At 65.6% G+C, this 17,248-nt stretch carries 15 protein-coding genes; 11 read left to right on the forward strand and 4 right to left on the reverse strand.

What is annotated here, in order from left to right:
* Nucleotides 1-11 precede the first annotated feature (11 nt).
* A complete protein-coding gene (gene purU, locus ACK8OU_RS06500; protein WP_410302548.1) occupies nt 12-896 on the forward strand; it encodes a formyltetrahydrofolate deformylase in 885 nt (294 codons plus the stop codon).
* A gap of 113 nt (nt 897-1,009) precedes the next feature.
* The gene (locus ACK8OU_RS06505) at nt 1,010-1,987 is read left to right on the forward strand and encodes a DMT family transporter (protein ID WP_410302549.1); all 978 of its coding nucleotides are present in this window, start codon (nt 1,010-1,012) and stop codon (nt 1,985-1,987) included.
* On the opposite strand, the gene ACK8OU_RS06510 is transcribed toward ACK8OU_RS06505, so the two are convergent.
* A complete protein-coding gene (locus tag ACK8OU_RS06510; RefSeq protein WP_410302550.1) occupies nt 1,890-2,546 on the reverse strand; it encodes a thiamine diphosphokinase in 657 nt (218 codons plus the stop codon). The two genes, ACK8OU_RS06505 and ACK8OU_RS06510, sit on opposite strands and share 98 nt — an antisense overlap.
* A 143-nt stretch (nt 2,547-2,689) precedes the next feature.
* Here ACK8OU_RS06510 and ACK8OU_RS06515 point away from each other — a divergent pair, with 143 nt between their 5' ends.
* A complete protein-coding gene (locus tag ACK8OU_RS06515) occupies nt 2,690-5,182 on the forward strand; it encodes a hypothetical protein (RefSeq protein ID WP_410302551.1) in 2,493 nt (830 codons plus the stop codon).
* 21 nt (nt 5,183-5,203) lie between these two features.
* On the opposite strand, the gene ACK8OU_RS06520 is transcribed toward ACK8OU_RS06515, so the two are convergent.
* A complete protein-coding gene (locus ACK8OU_RS06520; RefSeq protein ID WP_410302552.1) occupies nt 5,204-5,461 on the reverse strand; it encodes a DUF2842 domain-containing protein in 258 nt (85 codons plus the stop codon).
* A 4-nt stretch (nt 5,462-5,465) separates the two neighbouring features.
* Nucleotides 5,466-6,758 carry an adenylosuccinate synthase gene (locus ACK8OU_RS06525; protein WP_410302553.1) on the reverse strand — a complete coding sequence of 431 codons (1,293 nt, stop codon included), beginning with the start codon at nt 6,756-6,758 and terminating at the stop codon, nt 5,466-5,468.
* A 187-nt stretch (nt 6,759-6,945) separates the two neighbouring features.
* Between ACK8OU_RS06525 and secG the strand changes: the two genes are divergently transcribed.
* On the forward strand, nt 6,946-7,299 hold the full coding sequence (gene secG, locus ACK8OU_RS06530) for a preprotein translocase subunit SecG (RefSeq protein WP_410302554.1): 354 nt from the start codon (nt 6,946-6,948) through the stop codon (nt 7,297-7,299).
* A 174-nt stretch (nt 7,300-7,473) separates the two neighbouring features.
* Nucleotides 7,474-9,117 carry a CTP synthase gene (locus tag ACK8OU_RS06535; RefSeq protein WP_410302555.1) on the forward strand — a complete coding sequence of 548 codons (1,644 nt, stop codon included), beginning with the start codon at nt 7,474-7,476 and terminating at the stop codon, nt 9,115-9,117.
* Nucleotides 9,118-9,200: 83 nt separating this feature from the next.
* On the opposite strand, the gene ACK8OU_RS06540 is transcribed toward ACK8OU_RS06535, so the two are convergent.
* Nucleotides 9,201-10,055 carry a fumarylacetoacetate hydrolase family protein gene (locus tag ACK8OU_RS06540; protein WP_410302556.1) on the reverse strand — a complete coding sequence of 285 codons (855 nt, stop codon included), beginning with the start codon at nt 10,053-10,055 and terminating at the stop codon, nt 9,201-9,203.
* 118 nt (nt 10,056-10,173) lie between these two features.
* On the opposite strand from ACK8OU_RS06540, the gene ACK8OU_RS06545 reads away from it, so the two are divergent.
* From ACK8OU_RS06545 to ACK8OU_RS06570, 6 genes are all read left to right on the forward strand, one after another.
* Nucleotides 10,174-11,226: a dipeptidase gene (locus ACK8OU_RS06545; RefSeq protein WP_410302557.1), complete on the forward strand. Its 1,053-nt coding sequence runs from the start codon at nt 10,174-10,176 to the stop codon at nt 11,224-11,226.
* Between the two features lie 173 nt (nt 11,227-11,399).
* Nucleotides 11,400-12,503 carry an ABC transporter substrate-binding protein gene (locus ACK8OU_RS06550; RefSeq protein WP_410302558.1) on the forward strand — a complete coding sequence of 368 codons (1,104 nt, stop codon included), beginning with the start codon at nt 11,400-11,402 and terminating at the stop codon, nt 12,501-12,503.
* 83 nt (nt 12,504-12,586) lie between these two features.
* Nucleotides 12,587-13,468: an ABC transporter permease gene (locus ACK8OU_RS06555; RefSeq protein WP_410302559.1), complete on the forward strand. Its 882-nt coding sequence runs from the start codon at nt 12,587-12,589 to the stop codon at nt 13,466-13,468.
* Entirely contained in the window at nt 13,465-14,247 is a 783-nt protein-coding gene (locus ACK8OU_RS06560) for an ABC transporter permease (protein WP_410302560.1), read from the forward strand. The genes ACK8OU_RS06555 and ACK8OU_RS06560 overlap by 4 nt, the downstream gene beginning before the upstream one ends.
* A gap of 1 nt (nt 14,248) precedes the next feature.
* Nucleotides 14,249-15,295, forward strand: coding sequence for an ABC transporter ATP-binding protein (locus ACK8OU_RS06565; RefSeq protein WP_410302561.1), 1,047 nt, complete (start codon nt 14,249-14,251; stop codon nt 15,293-15,295).
* Between the two features lie 135 nt (nt 15,296-15,430).
* Nucleotides 15,431-17,248, forward strand: coding sequence for a M3 family oligoendopeptidase (locus ACK8OU_RS06570; RefSeq protein WP_410302562.1), 1,818 nt, complete (start codon nt 15,431-15,433; stop codon nt 17,246-17,248).

Raw genomic sequence — 17,248 nt, forward strand, 5'->3', positions numbered from 1 at the left:
AAGGAACGGACATGGCCTTTTGTGTGTTGACGGTGAACTGCCCTTCGCGCCGCGGGATCGTGGCGGCGATTGCGAATTTTCTGGCCGCGAACGGCTGCAATATCACAGATTCCCATCAATATGACGATCCGCTGACGGGACAGTTCTTCACGCGAATCACCTTCCGGCCGGAAACCGGGGCGACGGTCGCCGATCTGCGCGCGGCCTTTGCCGCGCTGGCGGCGGAATTCGCCATGGACTGGGCGATCCACGATGGCGCCCGGCGGATGAAGGTTCTGCTGATGGTGTCGAACTTCGGCCATTGCCTGAACGATCTGCTGTATCGCTGGCGCATCGGCGCGCTGCCCATCGAGATCGTGGGGGTGGTATCGAACCATCTGACCTATCAGAAGGTGGTGGTAAACCACGATATTCCCTTCCACCTGGTCAAGGTGAACAAGGACAACAAGCCCCAGGCCGAAGCGCAGTTGATGGCGATCGTCGAGGAGACAGGAGCCGAGCTGGTGGTGCTGGCGCGTTACATGCAGGTGCTGTCGGACGCGTTCTGCGCCAGGATGTCGGGGCGGATCATCAACATCCACCATTCCTTCCTGCCCAGCTTCAAGGGTGCCAATCCCTACAAGCAGGCCTATGAACGCGGGGTGAAGCTGATCGGCGCGACCGCGCATTACGTCACCGCCGATCTGGATGAAGGCCCGATCATCGAACAGGATACGGTGCGCATCACCCATGCCCAGAGCCCCGAGGATTATGTAAGCCTGGGCCGGGATGTCGAGGCCCAGGTCCTGGCCCGCGCGATCCATGCGCATATCCATCACCGGGTTTTCCTGAATGGCAACAAGACGGTGGTCTTTCCCGCCTCGCCCGGGTCATATGCCTCGGAGCGGATGGGCTGAGGCGCCGTTTCCAGGGGGCGCTGCCCCCTCGGGCCTGCGGCCCTCACCCCCGGGATATTTGGACAAAGCCGAAGACCCGATGCGGGGTTTCGATCTGAAAGGCTGGCACAGGCATGCGCGAGACTGACCGTATCCTGCCCGGCGTGGCGCTGATGATCTTTTTCTGCGTGGTTGCGCCGCTGATCGATGTGGCCGCGAAACTGGCCGCGCAAGAGGTGCCGGTGGGCATGGTCACGCTGGGTCGTTTCGTGGTGCAGGGCGCGCTGATGGCACCGATCGTGGCGCTGCTGGGGCTGAGTTTGCGGCTGAGCCGGCGGGCGCTGCGGCTGACGGCGCTGCGGGCGCTGTGCGCGATCGGTTCGACCTATTGTTTCGTGGCCGCGGTCAAGGTGATGCCGATTGCCGATGCGCTGGCGATTGCGTTCGTGGAGCCCTTCGTGATCCTGCTGATCGGGCGGCTGGTGCTGGGCGAACAGGTCGGCCCCCGCCGGCTTGGCGCCGCGGTGGCGGGGTTCGTGGGCGCGCTGTTCGTGATCCAGCCGTCCTTTGCTGCCTTTGGCGCGATCGCGCTGTTTCCGCTGGCCACGGCTGTCTTCTTTGCAGCCTACATGCTGGTGACGCGCGCCCTGTCGAATGAGGTGCATCCGGTGACGATGCAATTGCACACCGCGCTGGCGGCGGCGGCGCTGTGCCTGCCGCTTCTGGGCCTTGGCGCGCGGATGGCAGAGCCGTCATTGGTGGTGGTGCTGCCACAGGGGATTTTCTGGCTGTGGATGTTCTGCGTGGGGCTGGCAGCCACGATCAGCCACATGGCGATGACCTATGCGCTGAAATTCGCGCCCTCATCCACGCTGGCGCCGCTGCATTACCTGGAGATCGTGACGGCGACGCTGTTTGGCTATCTGTTCTTCCGCGATTTTCCGAATGCGCTGACCTGGGTCGGGGTGGGGATCATCGTCGCCTCGGGGCTGTATGTGATCCATCGTGAACGCGTCACAGCCGCCCGACTGCGCCCAGTGCGGGGCGCAGATGCGCTTTTGGCAAGAGGATCAGCACCGGCCCGTCCAGCCACAGACGCACGGGACCCGTAACCTCGTTCGAGGTGCCGGTCACGCCGGCCGGTTCCATGGCGATGCCGTCGATCGGCCAGCGCAGGCCGGTGGACCGGCCCTGCGCCGGGCCGAAAGGAAACAGCGACAGCCGCGTGCCCACCGGCAGGTCAAGCGCCAGACAGGGCGGTGCGCGGAAGGCGATGTCATGTTCGCCCACCACCATCACGCAGTGATCGGCATGGCGCGCGACCGCGCCCAGCGTTGCCAGCGTGTGATCCAGCCGCCGGCCGGTAAAGCCCAGCGCCAGGTAGAACGGCGCGCGGACATGCATCAGGCATTTGGTGAAATCGGTGCTGTCCTGTTCGGCAATCCGGTGCAGCCGGTCGGCTGCGATCGCCGCGCGTGCCCGCGCCGAGAGGCTGTCCAGATCCCCGATCACCGCCTGCGGCATCAGCCCAAGGTCCAGCGCGCGGTCCGCACCGCCATCGGCGGCGATCAGCAGGGGCGCGATTGTCAACGCTTCGGCAACATCCGCCGCGGTGGAATCGCCCCGGCCCAGCAATGTGACCCCGTTGGATGATTGAACAATATCTTGCATCATGGACGCATTGATTACGATTAAGGCACGCAAGCACAATCCGCTTCGGCAAAATTCCTTGTTCTTGCCCTTTTCCGTTCACGCTTAAGCACCAGTTCAAGGGTGATATGATCCGGATTGGCACAGAAGAAAGCGAGCGTTCCATGGTTGGTGCGAGCAAGATTCTCACCGTGTCCTACGGGACCTTTTCCTGCACGCTGGAGGGTTTCGATGAGCCTTTCAACACGATGAAGGCCATCGCGGAATATTTCCGCGATCTCGCCGCCGAGGACCGCTATTTCGGCGCCGAGCCGCCGACCCCCGATGCCGAGATGCTGCACCGCATCGCCGAACGCGAGATTCAGCGCCGGGTTGAGGCGAAGGTTCAGGTCAATGGAATCGTGTTGCGCCCGCAGGCCGACGCGGCGGCGGATGAACCACGCGGCACGGCCCCCGCCCCGGTGCCGGAACCGGCGGTGGAACAGCCCACCACGCCGGTGGCGGATGCCGTGCCCCAGGCGGCGCCTGTTGCGCTGGCGGCAACCGGACAGGCGCCCGATCTGGGCGGCCCCGAAAGTGTCGCGGCCAAGCTGCAACGGATTCGCGCGGCGGTGGCCAGCGCGCGCAGTTCCGCCCAGGCCTATGCGGAAGATGAGGAGGCCGGGCCACTCTGGCCTTCGGTTGCGGAAAACGCGCCCGAGGATTTCGGCTATGAGCTGGACCTGTCGGGCCCCTTGCTGAGCGAAGAGGACGAGCCCCCCGCGCCGGTCGCAGCCAGGACCATCGCCGAAGATGCCCCCCCTGCCCCCCTGGCAGAGGAGACCGGGGTGGCAGAGGCAGGTGCAGTCCCCGAGGCGCAGGCCGAACCGCTTGTACCGCTGTCGGACGAAGCCGCGGCCCGCCGCCGCGCCCGGCGTCGCGCTGCGCGGGCAGCCGCGCTGGCCGCAGCCGCCGGCGAACCCGCGCAAGCCCCGCCGCCCGCGCAAGCCCCGCCGATGGATACCGAACTGATTCAGGCGGACGACGGCGCACGACCGGACGCCGCCCTGCCCGAATCTGACGCGCCCGAGGGTAAGGACGCGCGGGATGAGGCACTTGCCCCCATCGACAGCGCCCTGACCAAGGCCGGGATCACCGCCGTGGCGCAGGAACCCGCTGAACCGGCGAATGAACAGGCACAAGGTGCTTTGGCCACTGAGCCCCCGGCCGGGCGGATCTTCGTGCTGCATCCGGCCGGTCCGGTCGATGTGACCGCTGACGATGTGACCGCTGACGATGAGGCGGCCGAAGAGGTTGCGGCGCAGGATGAGGCCGACCCTCTTCTGTCCCTGGATGATGCAACAGCGACCAATGCGCAATGTGTCCCGGCCGTCGATATACTAGACGCAGCGGGGCAAGAGACGACCGATACGGATGGCGATCTGGCCGAATCGGTGCTGGCTGCGCTTGCGGCAGAGGATGGGACCGACGCAGGGGCGCATGCCGATGTTGCCGCCGAAACAGCAGAGCCGCCTGGCGCCGAGGATCTGGTGGATGAAACCGCCGAAGCCGCGCAGGACATCGCGCATGACGCGATCGCGGTCGATGCTGCGATGACGGACAAGACGGTTGCGGCGGTGATCGATGGCGCCGCGCTGACCGCGGACGGGCTGTCCCCCGAAGCCGAGGCCGAATTGCTGAATGAATTGGCCGCGCTTGAAACCGATGACCTGGAGACCGGGCCAGACGAGGCCGCCGATCAGGCACTTGAGGATTTGCCGCAAAGCGCCGATGGGGCCGCCGAACCGACCGGGACAGATCCGCAAGCCGCGCCCGAGGCGCAGGCCGCGCGCAGCCATGGCGCCGACCACCCCGTTGCAAGCCCGCCCGAAGAGGCGGACCTGTCACGGCTGCTGGAAGAGACCAACACCAAGCTTGAGGGCGCCGAGAATCGTCGCCGGTTTTCCGCCATCGCGCATCTGAAAGCGGCGGTTGCCGCGACCGTGGCCGATCGCCTGCTGCGCGGCACGCTGGTGGGGAAATCCGCCGCCTCTGCCGCCGATGACACCAATGCCTATCGCGAAGACCTGAGCCAGGCGGTCCGCCCGCGCCGCCCCGCGCCCGCCGGCCAGCCGCAGACCGCCCGCCCACAGCTTGCACAGCCCGAAGCCACGCGCACGGCGCGGCCCGAAAACCGCCCCGCGCCGCTGGTTCTGGTGTCCGAACAGCGCGTTGACCGGGCCGCGGACCGCATGGTCCCCGCCGCCCAGCTGGTGCGCCCGCGCAGGGTTTCAGCCGGGCAGATCGCGGGGCGCAGGGCGGCAGCCGCCGCGCCCGACACCGGCACCGATGACGCCCCCGCAGGCCGACCAGACCCCGTCGAGGCCCGCAGTTTCGCTGAATTCGCGCAAGAGGCCGGGTCGGACGGCCTTGCCGATCTGCTGGAAGCGGCGGCGGCCTATACCGCGACGGTCGAGGGGCGACCGCATTTCTCGCCGCCGCAGATCATGAAACAGGTGGCGACCGTGGCCGATGAAAACGCCTTCAGCCGCGAGGACCGGCTGCGGTCCTTTGGCCAGCTTCTGCGTCAGGGCAAGATCGCCAAGGTGAAGCGCGGCCAATATGCGATCACTGAACAGTCGCGCTTTTACGACGAAACGAACCGCGCCGCGCATTGACGCGCCGCGGTTCGGGACCGATCAGGCCGAGGGGCCCCGCCCCTTTGTTTCGCGTTTTGCGGGGTCGGCCTGGCCGATGCCGCGAAAAACCGCGCGGAACGGCAGCGCCCACAGGAACCCCAGACCAAGATAGACCATCAGTTCGGCCCAGATCGGCAGCCGCCCGAAGGTGGCATCGGCCCAGTTCACCACCGTCACGGCCGCCGCGACATAAAGCGGCAGGCCCACGACCAGGATCAGAAGCGACCAGCGCCGACGCGCCCGGTAGGACAGCGCCATCGGATCAATCCTCAAAAGGATCGGTGACAAGGATGGTGTCATCACGTTCCGGGCTGGTGGACAGCATCGCCACCGGGCAATGGATCAGTTCCTCGATCCGGCGGACGTATTTCACCGCGGCACCGGGCAGATCGGCCCAGCTGCGCGCCCCGGCGGTCGATTCGGACCAGCCCTCCATCTCTTCATAGATCGGGGTGGCGCGAGCCTGCAGCGCGGCCTGCGTCGGCAGATAGTCATAGCGGACGCCGTCCACCTCATAGCCGACGCAGATTTTCAGCGTTTCGAACCCGTCCAGCACATCCAGCTTGGTCAGCGCGATGCCCTTGACGCCGGAAATCGCGCAGGTCTGGCGGACCAGAACCGCGTCGAACCAGCCGCAGCGGCGCTTGCGCCCGGTGACGGTGCCGAATTCATGACCCCGCGTGCCCAGCCGTTCGCCATCGTCATCGTTCAACTCGGTCGGGAAGGGGCCTTCGCCGACGCGGGTGGTATAGGCCTTGACGATGCCCAGCACGAAATCGATGGCATTCGGGCCAAGGCCCACGCCCGTCGCCGCCTGCCCCGCGATCACGTTGGACGAGGTGACGAAGGGATAGGTGCCAAAGTCGATGTCCAGCAACGAGCCCTGCGCGCCTTCAAACAGGATGCGCTTGCCGGCGCGGCGGTCTTCGTCCAGCACCTTCCAGACGGGGGCGGCGTATTTCAGGATTTCGGGGGCGATCGCGCGCAGGCTGGTCAGCAGCGCCTCGCGGTCGATGGCTTCCAGGCCCAGGCCCGCGCGCAGGGCGTTGTGATGCACAAGCGCCCGGTCGACGCGCAGTTGCAGCGTGTCATCATCCGACAGGTCGGCCACGCGGATCACGCGCCGGCCCACCTTGTCTTCATAGCACGGCCCGATGCCGCGCCCGGTTGTGCCGATCTTGGCAACCGAGGCATGGGCCTCACGCGCGCGGTCCAGTTCGCCGTGGAAGGGCATGATCAGCGGGGTGTTTTCCGCGATCATCAGCGTTTCGGGGCTGATCTCGACGCCCTGGCCGCGGATCGCCTCGATCTCTTTCAACAGATGCCAGGGGTCCAGCACCACGCCATTGCCGATAACGGAAAGCTTGCCGCCGCGCACCACGCCCGAGGGCAGCGCGTTCAGCTTGTAGACCTTGCCGTCGATCACCAGCGTGTGGCCCGCGTTGTGGCCGCCCTGAAAGCGCGCGATCACATCGGCGCGCTCGCTCAGCCAGTCGACGATCTTGCCCTTGCCCTCGTCGCCCCACTGGGCGCCGACCACCACGACATTGGCCATGTCTTTCTCCTACAGGTTCGCAAAACCGCGTCACCTATAGCGGGGCTGCTGCCCCGGGGGAACCAGTTTTTCGCAGATTTCGGCGCCGTGCGGCCGGCATGGGGCACCGCGCGCCGGGAAACGGCTTGCGCGCCCGGCCTCATGCGCCTAGATAGGCGCGTCAGTTCGCAAGAAGGCCAGGGCCCGCATGGAAAACGTCATCCTTACCGTCCACCTGATCCTGGCGCTGCTCTTGATCGGCGTGGTGCTGCTGCAACGTTCCGAAGGGGGCGGGCTTGGCATGGGCGGCGGCGGCGGTGGCGGCGTCATGAGCGGGCGGCAGGCCGCCAATGCGCTGTCCAGGCTGACCTGGATCATCGCCTCGGCCTTCATCGTCACCTCGATCGCCTTGACGGTGGTGGCGGCGCGCAATGCAACCGGCGGCTCGGTCGTCGATCAGCTGCCCGCCGCGGGCAACGAGGTCAGCACCCCCGCCCTGCCCGACCTGACCCTGCCGCCGTCTGCGGCAGATGCGCCGATGACCCCGCCGCCCGCGAATTAAGACGGTGGACCGAACCGGCGGCGTCACAAGCCTTGGGGCATGACGCCGCACCTGACCCAACTGCTTGCGGTCCGGTTGCGGGCGGACTGCGAATCGTGTAAGCATTAAATCCCGTGATGCCAAACCTCGGTTCGGCAGATTCTATTGGATTTTGACAAGATCACGGGGGCTTCCATGGCACGTTATGTTTTCATCACCGGCGGTGTGGTGTCCTCGCTTGGCAAGGGGCTGGCCTCGGCCGCGCTGGGGGCGCTGCTGCAGGCACGCGGCTTTTCGGTGCGGTTGCGCAAGCTGGACCCCTATCTGAACGTCGATCCCGGCACCATGAGCCCGTTTGAACATGGCGAGGTGTTCGTGACCGATGACGGGGCGGAAACCGACCTGGACCTGGGCCATTACGAACGCTTCACCGGCGTGTCGGCGCGCAAGACCGATTCCGTATCCTCGGGCCGGATCTATTCCAACGTTCTGGAAAAGGAACGCCGGGGCGCCTATTTGGGCAAGACGATCCAGGTGATCCCGCATGTAACAAATGAAATCAAAGACTTCCTGGCCGTGGGCGAGGATGAGGTTGATTTCATGCTGTGTGAAATCGGCGGCACCGTCGGCGATATCGAGGGCCTGCCCTTCTTTGAGGCGATCCGCCAGTTCGCGCAGGACCGCCCCCGCGGGCAATGCATCTTCATGCATCTGACGCTGCTGCCCTATCTGGCGGCCAGCGGCGAATTGAAGACCAAGCCGACCCAGCATTCGGTCAAGGAACTGCGCTCGATCGGGTTGCAGCCCGATGTGCTTGTCTGCCGGTCGGAACATCCGATTCCGGAAAAGGAACGCGCCAAGATCGCGTTGTTCTGCAACGTCCGCCCCGAGGCGGTGATCCCGGCCTATGACCTGAAATCCATCTATGAGGCGCCGCTGGCCTATCACCGGATGGGGCTGGACCAGGCGGTGCTGGATGCGTTCGGCATCAGCCCCGCACCGCGCCCCGATCTGGCGCGCTGGGAAGATGTGATGGACCGGCTGGAAAATGCCGAGGGCGTGGTGCGCGTGGCCATCGTGGGCAAATATGTCCAGCTGGAAGACGCCTACAAATCCATCGCCGAGGCGCTGACCCATGGCGGCATGGCCAACCGGGTGCGCGTCAAGGCCGAATGGATCGACGCCGAGATCTTCGAACGCGAAGATCCCTCGCCGCATCTGGAAGGTTTTCATGCGATCCTGGTGCCCGGCGGCTTTGGCGAACGCGGCACCGAAGGCAAGATCCGCGCCGCGCAATATGCCCGCGAAAAGGGCATCCCCTATCTGGGCATCTGCCTGGGCATGCAGATGGCGGTGATCGAGGCCGCGCGCAATCTGGCCGGCATCGCCGATGCGGGGTCCGAGGAATTCGATCATGAGGCAGGGCAGAAACGCTTTACCCCCGTGGTCTATCACCTGAAGGAATGGGTGCAGGGCAATCACCGGGTGGAACGCAAGCTGGATGACGACAAGGGCGGCACGATGCGCCTTGGCGCCTATTCGGCGGCGCTGACGCCCGGGTCGCGCGTGGCCGGGGTCTATGGCCAGTGCGACATCGAGGAACGCCACCGCCACCGCTATGAGGTGGACGTGCGCTACCGCGAGCAGCTGGAAAGCTGCGGGCTGGTGTTTTCGGGCATGTCCCCCGATGGCCGCCTGCCCGAGATCGTGGAACACAAGGGCCATCCCTGGTTCATCGGTGTGCAGTTCCACCCGGAACTGAAGTCCAAGCCCTTTGCGCCGCATCCGCTGTTCGCGGGCTTCGTCAAGGCCGCGCTGGACCAAAGCCGGCTGGTCTGACCGGGTCGGCTGACCGGGTCGGCTGACCGGGTCGGCTGGCCGGGTCGGCGGGGCGCCCCCGCCGGCACGGCATCATGACCGGATCAGCCTTGCACGACGCGCTGGGTCTGGCAGCCCAGCCCCTCGATCCCCAGGCGCATGGTCTGGCCCGCGCGCAGGAACCGCGGCGGCTTCATCCCCATGCCCACGCCCGGCGGCGTGCCGGTGGCGATGATGTCGCCAGGCTGCAACGACATGAAGCGGCTGACATAGGCCACGATTTCATCGACCGGAAAGATCATCGTGGCGGTGCTGCCCTGCTGGCACAGGGCGCCATCGACCGACAGCCACAGGCGCAAGGCCTGCGGATCGGGCACCGCATCGCGCGTGACAAGCCAGGGACCGATCGGGCCAAAGGTATCGCAGCCCTTGCCCTTGTCCCAGGTGCCGCCGCGTTCAGACTGGTATTCGCGTTCCGAGATGTCGTTGACGACGCAATAGCCCGCCACATGGTCCATCGCGGCGGCGCGATCAATGTATTTGCCGCCCCGGCCGATGACGACGCCCAGTTCCACCTCCCAATCGGTTTTCACCGATCCGCGCGGCAGTTCCACATCATCATCCGGCCCCGACAGGCACGAGGTCCATTTGCCAAAGACGATCGGTTCGGCAGGAACCGGCATCCCCGCCTCGGCGGCGTGATCGGCATAATTCAGCCCGATGCAGACGAACTTGCCCACGCCCGCGACACAGGGCCCCAGCCGCAGATCCTGCTGCGGCGTGCCGGGCACCAGCGGCAGGCTGTCGGGATCCAGCGCCGCCAGCCGCGCCAGCGTGTCGGGCAACAGCGCCGCCCCGCCGATATCGGGCACATGGGCGGACAGGTCGCGCACCCGCCCCGCCGCATCCAGCATCCCCGGTCTTTCCTGGCCCTTGGGACCATAACGCAACAGTTTCATCAGGCTCCTCCGTGTTGGAACAGTGCTAATCTGCGGATCGGGCAAAGAAAAGACCGCACCGCCCCCTCGCCTTCGGGGCGCGGCTGGGGCAGGCTGCGCCCACAACAAGGGGGCGACAATGATTCCGGTATTCGATGGCCACAATGATTTTCTGCTGCGCCTGATGGCCGATCCGACCCGGCGCGAGGCGATCTGGCTGACCGGCGAGGGCAAGGGCCATCTGGACCTGCCGCGCTGCAAGGCGGGCGGATTTGCGGGCGGATTCTTTGCGATCTACATCCCCTCGGCAGAAACCGCACAAAGCCTGGATTTCGACGCGCTGATGGATGCGCCGCCTTATGCCTTGCCGCTGCCTGACCCGATCGGACAGGCCGCGGCGCTGCCCGTGGCGATGGCCATGGCGGGGCAGCTGATGTGGCTGGAACGCACCGGCACGCTGCGCATCTGTCGCAGCGTGGCGGACATCCGCGCGGCGATGGCGGCGGACCAGATCGCGGCGGTGATGCATTTCGAGGGCGCCGAACCGATCGGCCCCGATCTGGATGCGCTGCATGTCTGGCACGCGATGGGGCTGCGCAGCCTGGGCCCGGTCTGGTCGCGGCCCACCGTCTTTGGCCATGGCGTGCCCTTTGCCTACCCCGCCGATCCCGACACCGGCCCGGGCCTGACACCCGCGGGCAAGGCCCTGATCCGCGAATGCGGCCAGCTGAAGATCATGGTGGACCTGAGCCACCTGAACGCGCGCGGCTTTGATGAGGTCGCGGCCCTGTCCGATGCACCGCTGGTGGCGACCCATTCCAACGCCCATGCGATCACGCCGTCGTCGCGCAACCTGACCGATCGCCAGCTGGCGATGATCCGCGACAGCGGCGGCATGGTGGGGCTGAACTTTGCCACCGCCTTCCTGTCCCCCGATGGCCGGCAACGCCCTTTTGCGGGCTGGGACCCGGTCCTGCGCCACCTGGATCACCTGCTGCATCACCTGGGCGAGGATCATCTGGGCCTTGGATCGGATTTCGACGGCGCGACCGTGCCCGCCGAACTGGGGGATGTGGCGGGCCTTCCACGGCTGCTGGATGCCATGATGGCGCATGGCTATGGCACGGAACTTGTTGAAAAAATTGCCCACCGGAACTGGCTGTCGCTGCTGGAACGGACCTGGGGCGGGTGACCTGCGCCGCCGCTGACGTAACGGCGCGGTAACAGTTTTGTTGCATGACGCGCGATTCGCGGCAAATCTCTGACGTGCAGGGCGTCCACGTCGCAAGACTGTCACAGAAGGCGCCTAAAGCCATCCGGTGCCCATTCCGGGCCCTGAGATCCGACCAACGGGAGACTGTCCGAATGACGATGAAACCGATGACCTGGCTTGCGGGCGCCGCGGCGCTTCTGGCCACCACGGCGCTGGTGCAGGCGCAGGATCTGGCCGCGCTTGAGACCGCCGCCAAGGCCGAAGGCATGCTGACCACGATCGCGCTGCCGCACAGCTGGTGCAACTACGGTGAGGTGATCGCCGGCTTCAAGGCCAAGTACCCCGAAATCACCGTGAATGAACTGAACCCCGATGCCGGGTCCGCCGACGAGCTGGAGGCGGTGCGCGCCAACAAGGGCAACACCGGCCCGCAGGCCCCCGACGTGATCGACGTGGGGCTGGCCTTCGGTCCGCAGGCCAAAGACGAAGGCCTGCTGCAGCCCTACAAGGTATCGACCTGGGATGAGATCCCCGACGACATCAAGGACCCCGATGGCTATTGGTATGCCGATTACTATGGCGTCATGTCCTTTATGGTGAACAAGGATCTGGTGGAAAACACGCCCACCGACTGGGCCGATCTGCTGAAGCCCGAATATGCGGGCCAGGTCGCGCTGGCGGGCGATCCGCGCGCCTCGAACCAGGCGATCCTGGGCGTTCTGGCCGCAGGCATGGCCGCGGGCGGCGCTGCGGGAACGGAATCGGGCGAAAAGGGCCTGGAATACTTTGCCGGGATGAACAAGAACGGCAACTTCGTCCCCGTCATCGGCAAGGCCGGCACGCTGGCCCAGGGCGCCACGCCGATCGTGCTGGCCTGGGATTATAACGCGCTGACCTGGCGTGATGACCTGAACGGGAACCCCCCGGTCGAGGTGGTCGTGCCCAAGACCGGCGTTCTGGCGGGCGTCTATGTGCAGGCGATTTCGGCCTATGCGCCCCATCCCAATGCCGCGAAACTGTGGATGGAATACCTGTATTCTGACGAAGGCCAGAACCTTTGGCTGAAGGGCTATTGCCACCCGGCGCGCTTTAACGCGATGGCCGCGGCGGGCAAGCTGCCGCAGGAACTGGTCGATGCGCTGCCCCCGGCCGAAGCCTATGAGGCCGCCTATTTCCCGACGCTGGCAGAACAGGATGCCAACAAGGCCGCCGTCACCGGCGGCTGGGATGCGGTCGTGGGCGCCAACGTCCAGTAAACGGCTGACCTGACCCTGCCCGCCCCGGTCCGCCCGGGGTGGGCCCATAATCACAAGACGACCGACAGGACGGACAAGACCGCATGACTGCCCCCGCCCAAGCCCCGCCCCGCGCGCGGCGGCGCCTGCCACTGACGTGGCTTGGCGTGCTGCCCTTCGCGCTGTTCATCGGGCTGTTCCTGTTTGCCCCCACCATGAAAATCGTGATCGGCGCCTTCCAGACGCCCGAAGGCGGCCTGACGCTGGACAATATTCGCGGGCTGTTCACCACATCCATCCTGTCATCCTACTGGATTTCCATCAAGATTTCGGCGGCTTCGGCGGCGCTTGGCTGTCTGGTGGGCTTTCTGATGGCGGCGGCGGTGGTGCTGGGCGGCCTGCCCGGCTGGATCCGGTCGCCTCTGCTGACATTTTCCGGCGTGGCCTCGAATTTTGCCGGCGTGCCGCTGGCCTTTGCCTTTCTGGCAACACTTGGGCCGCTGGGGCTGATCACCGTCTGGCTGCGGTCCGAATTCGGCATCAACCTGCGCGCGCTGGGGTTCAACATCCTGTCGTTCTGGGGCCTGACGATCACCTATCTGTTCTTTCAGATCCCGCTGATGATCCTGATCATCACCCCCGCGCTGGACGGGCTGAAACGCGAATGGCGCGAGGCGGCCAGCGTGCTGGGCGCGACGGGCGCGCAATACTGGCGCATGGTGGCGCTGCCGATCCTGTTTCCCGCGCTGCTGGGCACCTTCGCGCTGTTGTTCGCCAATGCCTTCGGCGCGGTGGCCACCGCGATCGCCCTGACGGGATCGTCGCTGAACATCGTGCCGATCATGCTGTTCGCACAGATCCGGGGCGATGTGCTGGGCAACCCCAACCTGGGCTATGCAATGGCCTTTGGCATGATTCTGGTCACGGGCGTGGCCAATGTCATCTACATCTGGCTGCGGATGCGGTCGGAAAGGTGGCTGAAATGAAAAAGCTGCTGGCCTGGGCGATCCTGTTGCTGGGGATCATCTATTTTGTCCTGCCGCTGGTCGGCATGACCGAGTTTTCGCTGTCGATGCGCCGGGGCGTCTATTCGCTGGATGCCTATCGCGCGGTTCTGGCCGATCCGCGGTTTCACCAGACCTTCGGCTATTCGGTGATCATGGCGCTGCTGACCATCGTCTTTGGCGTGGTTCTGGTCGTTCCGACCGCCTTCTGGGTGCAGCTGAAAATGCCGCATCTGCGCCCGGTGGTGGAATTCGTGACGCTGTTGCCGCTGGTCATTCCGGCGATCGTCATCGTGTTCGGCTATATCCGGCTTTACAATACCTCCAGCTGGTTGCCGCTGACGGGCACGACCTTTGGCACCAACCTGCTTCTGATGCTGGGCTATGCCACGCTGTCGCTGCCCTACATGTATCGCGCGGTGGATACCGGGCTGCGGACCATCGACGTGGCCACCCTGACCGAGGCCGCGCAAAGCCTGGGCGCGGGCTGGACCACGATCCTGACGCGGGTGATCCTGCCCAATGTACTGGTCGCGGTGCTGTCGGGGGCCTTTGTCACCTTTGCCATCGTGATGGGCGAATTCACCATGGCGGCGCTGCTGAACCGCCCCGCCTTCGGGCCCTATCTGCAGCTGATGGGCGCCAACAAGGCCTATGAACCCTTTGCCCTGGCGGTCATCGCCTTTGTCATCACCTGGGCCTGCATGGGGCTGATCCAGCTGGTTACCCGTTTTTCCAAACATACCAAGGCGGCACGCTGACATGACCTTTCTGACGATCGAACATCTGGAAAAATCCTTTGGCCCGAACCGCGTGGTAAAGGATTTCAGCCTGACCGTCGAAAAGGGCGAATTCGTTTCACTTCTGGGGCCGTCGGGCTGCGGCAAGACAACAGTGCTGCGGATGGTGGCGGGCTTTGAAAGCCCAAGCACGGGGCGGATCGCCATCGACGGCGCCGATGTCGTGCGCCTGCGCCCGAACCAGCGCAACATCGGCATGGTGTTTCAGGCCTATGCGCTGTTCCCCAACCTGACGGTGGCGCAGAATGTGGGCTTCGGGCTCAAGGTCAAGGGCACCCCACGCGCACAGATCGAAGCCCGCGTGGCCGAAATGCTGGCGCTGATCGGCCTGTCCGATCTGGGCGGGCGCTATCCGTTCCAGCTGTCGGGTGGACAACAGCAGCGCGTGGCGCTGGCCCGCGCACTGGCACCCAAGCCGCAGGTGCTGTTGCTGGATGAACCGCTGTCGGCGCTGGATGCCAAGGTACGCGTCAGCCTTCGCAACGAAATCCGCGCGATTCAGCGCGAACTGGGCATCACCACGATCTTCGTGACCCATGACCAGGAAGAGGCATTGTCGATGTCGGACCGCGTGGTGGTGATGCATCAGGGCGTGGCCGATCAGGTCGGCACCCCGTTCGAAATCTACAACCAGCCCGCCACACGCTTTGTCGCCAATTTCGTCGGCACCCTGAACACCCTTGAGGCCGAAGTGATCGGCCCGGCCGATGGCCATGTGCGCCTGCCCGGCGGCCAGGCCCGGCTGGGCCGGCCGCTGCCTGCGGGCCGGGTGACGCTGGCCGCCCGCCCCGAGATGATAAAACTGGGCGCCGAAGGCCGCGATACCGCGCTGCAGGGCCGGATCACCGAGGTGGATTTCCTGGGCTCGGTCATCCGCATCCGCGCCGATCTGGGCGGGGCGACGCTGGCCTTCGACACGTTCAACACCTCGCATGCGCGCCCGCCCCGGGTCGGTGAAACCGTGCAGCTTGGCCTGAACGCCGCCGACCTGCTTTGGCTGCAGGACTGACCCGCGCCGGCTTCTTCTTGGCCGAAATACTCCCCGCGGAGCGGTCCGCCGCCGGGCCCCCGCGCGCCCTGCCCCTTGCCAGGGCCGCCCCCCAGCCCCTATCTGTCAGGCGATCACAGTGAACATGAGGATGCCATGACCCTGCCCCTGCCCCGCCCTGTCTTTGACGCCAATGCGCATTCCGGGGGCTTCGGCGATCTGCCCGACTGGGATCTGAGCGACCTGTACACCGCCCCCGATGCCCCCGAAATCGCGCAGGACATGGCGCGGCTGGACACCGCCTGCGCCAGCTTTGCCGCCGATTACGAAGGCAAGCTGGCCAGCCTGAATGCCGCCGGCATGGCCGAATGCATCCGCCGCTACGAAGACATCGACGTGACCGCCGGGCGGATCATGTCCTACGCGGGGCTGCGCTACTATCAGAACACCACCGATGCCGAACGCGCCAAGGCGATGGCCGATCTGGGCGACCGCATCACCGCCTTCACCACGCCGCTGGTGTTCTTCAGCCTGGAATTCAACCGCATCGACGATGCCGCCTATGCCGCGCTTTTCGCGGATCCGGCGGTGGCGCGCTACAAGCCCGTCTTCGACCGGATGCGCGCGATGAAGCCGCATCAGTTGTCGGACGAGCTTGAAAAATTCCTGCACGACCAATCCGTTGTCGGCGCCGCCGCCTGGAACCGGCTGTTTGATGAACATATCGCGGGCCTGGAATTCCAGGTCGATGGCGAAACGCTGAACCTGGAAGCCACCACCAACCTTCTGTCCGACCACGACCGCACCCGGCGCGAGGCGGGCGCACGCGCGCTGGCCCGCGTCTTTGGCGACAACATCAAGATCTTTGCCCGCGTCCACAACACCCTGGCCAAGGAAAAGGAAATCGAGGACCGCTGGCGCAAGATGCCCACGCCCCAGCACGCCCGCCACCTGTCCAACCATGTCGAACCCGAGGTGGTGCAGGCGCTGCGCGACGCTGTCGTCGCGGCCTATCCCAAGCTGTCGCACCGCTACTATCGGCTGAAGGCAAAGTGGCTTGGCCTTGACAAGCTGCAGATCTGGGACCGCAACGCCCCCCTGCCGACCGAAGCCCCACGCAAGATCCTGTGGGATGAGGCGCGCGATACGGTGCTGTCGGCCTATTCGGCCTTCAGCCCCGAAATGGCGCGGCTGGCGATGCCGTTCTTTTCGCGCGGCTGGATCGACGCGGGGGTCAAGCCCGGCAAGGCCCCCGGTGCCTTTGCCCATCCGACGGTGACCACCGTGCATCCTTATGTGATGCTGAACTATCTGGGCAAACCGCGCGATGTGATGACGCTGGCGCATGAACTGGGCCACGGCGTGCATCAGGTGCTGGCGGCGGGGCAAGGCGAGCTTCTGGCCTCAACCCCGCTGACGCTGGCCGAAACCGCATCCGTCTTTGGCGAAATGCTCACCTTCCGCCGCCTGCTGGAGGCCGCCTCGACCCCGGCCGAGAAAAAGACCCTGCTGGCCGGCAAGGTCGAGGATATGATCAACACGGTCGTGCGCCAGATCGCGTTTTACGATTTCGAATGCAAGCTGCATGCCGCGCGCGCGCAAGGCGAACTGACACCCCAGGATATCAACGCGCTGTGGATGTCGGTGCAGGGCGAATCGCTGGGCGATGCGTTTGAATTCATGCCGGGCTATGAAACCTTCTGGGCCTATATCCCGCATTTCGTGCATTCGCCCTTCTACGTCTATGCCTATGCCTTCGGCGACGGGCTGGTGAACGCGCTTTATGCGGTTTACGAAAGCGGCCTGCCGGGGTTCACCGACAAATATTTCGACATGCTCAAGGCGGGCGGGTCCAAGCACCACAGGGATCTTCTGGCGCCCTTCGGGCTGGATGCGTCGGACCCGGCGTTCTGGGACAAGGGCCTGTCGATGATCGCCGGGATGATCGACGAGCTGGAGGCGATGGAGGACTGA

Origin of the sequence: Pontitalea aquivivens (assembly GCF_046507575.1) — a bacterium.
Taxonomy (GTDB): Bacteria; Pseudomonadota; Alphaproteobacteria; order Rhodobacterales; family Rhodobacteraceae; genus Pontitalea; species Pontitalea aquivivens.

Excerpts from the sequence above, each read along its gene's own strand:
- ACK8OU_RS06535 (WP_410302555.1), top strand. The coding sequence starts at position 7,474 with ATGGCACGTTATGTTTTCATCACCGGCGGTGTGGTGTCCTCGCTTGGC.
- ACK8OU_RS06520 (WP_410302552.1), bottom strand. The coding sequence starts at position 5,461 with ATGGCGCTGTCCTACCGGGCGCGTCGGCGCTGGTCGCTTCTGATCCTG.
- ACK8OU_RS06510 (WP_410302550.1), bottom strand. The coding sequence starts at position 2,546 with ATGCAAGATATTGTTCAATCATCCAACGGGGTCACATTGCTGGGCCGG.
- purU (WP_410302548.1), top strand. The coding sequence starts at position 12 with ATGGCCTTTTGTGTGTTGACGGTGAACTGCCCTTCGCGCCGCGGGATC.
- ACK8OU_RS06550 (WP_410302558.1), top strand. The coding sequence starts at position 11,400 with ATGACGATGAAACCGATGACCTGGCTTGCGGGCGCCGCGGCGCTTCTG.
- secG (WP_410302554.1), top strand. The coding sequence starts at position 6,946 with ATGGAAAACGTCATCCTTACCGTCCACCTGATCCTGGCGCTGCTCTTG.
- ACK8OU_RS06570 (WP_410302562.1), top strand. The coding sequence starts at position 15,431 with ATGACCCTGCCCCTGCCCCGCCCTGTCTTTGACGCCAATGCGCATTCC.
- ACK8OU_RS06525 (WP_410302553.1), bottom strand. The coding sequence starts at position 6,758 with ATGGCCAATGTCGTGGTGGTCGGCGCCCAGTGGGGCGACGAGGGCAAG.
- ACK8OU_RS06540 (WP_410302556.1), bottom strand. The coding sequence starts at position 10,055 with ATGAAACTGTTGCGTTATGGTCCCAAGGGCCAGGAAAGACCGGGGATG.
- ACK8OU_RS06545 (WP_410302557.1), top strand. The coding sequence starts at position 10,174 with ATGATTCCGGTATTCGATGGCCACAATGATTTTCTGCTGCGCCTGATG.
- ACK8OU_RS06515 (WP_410302551.1), top strand. The coding sequence starts at position 2,690 with ATGGTTGGTGCGAGCAAGATTCTCACCGTGTCCTACGGGACCTTTTCC.
- ACK8OU_RS06555 (WP_410302559.1), top strand. The coding sequence starts at position 12,587 with ATGACTGCCCCCGCCCAAGCCCCGCCCCGCGCGCGGCGGCGCCTGCCA.
- ACK8OU_RS06565 (WP_410302561.1), top strand. The coding sequence starts at position 14,249 with ATGACCTTTCTGACGATCGAACATCTGGAAAAATCCTTTGGCCCGAAC.
- ACK8OU_RS06505 (WP_410302549.1), top strand. The coding sequence starts at position 1,010 with ATGCGCGAGACTGACCGTATCCTGCCCGGCGTGGCGCTGATGATCTTT.
- ACK8OU_RS06560 (WP_410302560.1), top strand. The coding sequence starts at position 13,465 with ATGAAAAAGCTGCTGGCCTGGGCGATCCTGTTGCTGGGGATCATCTAT.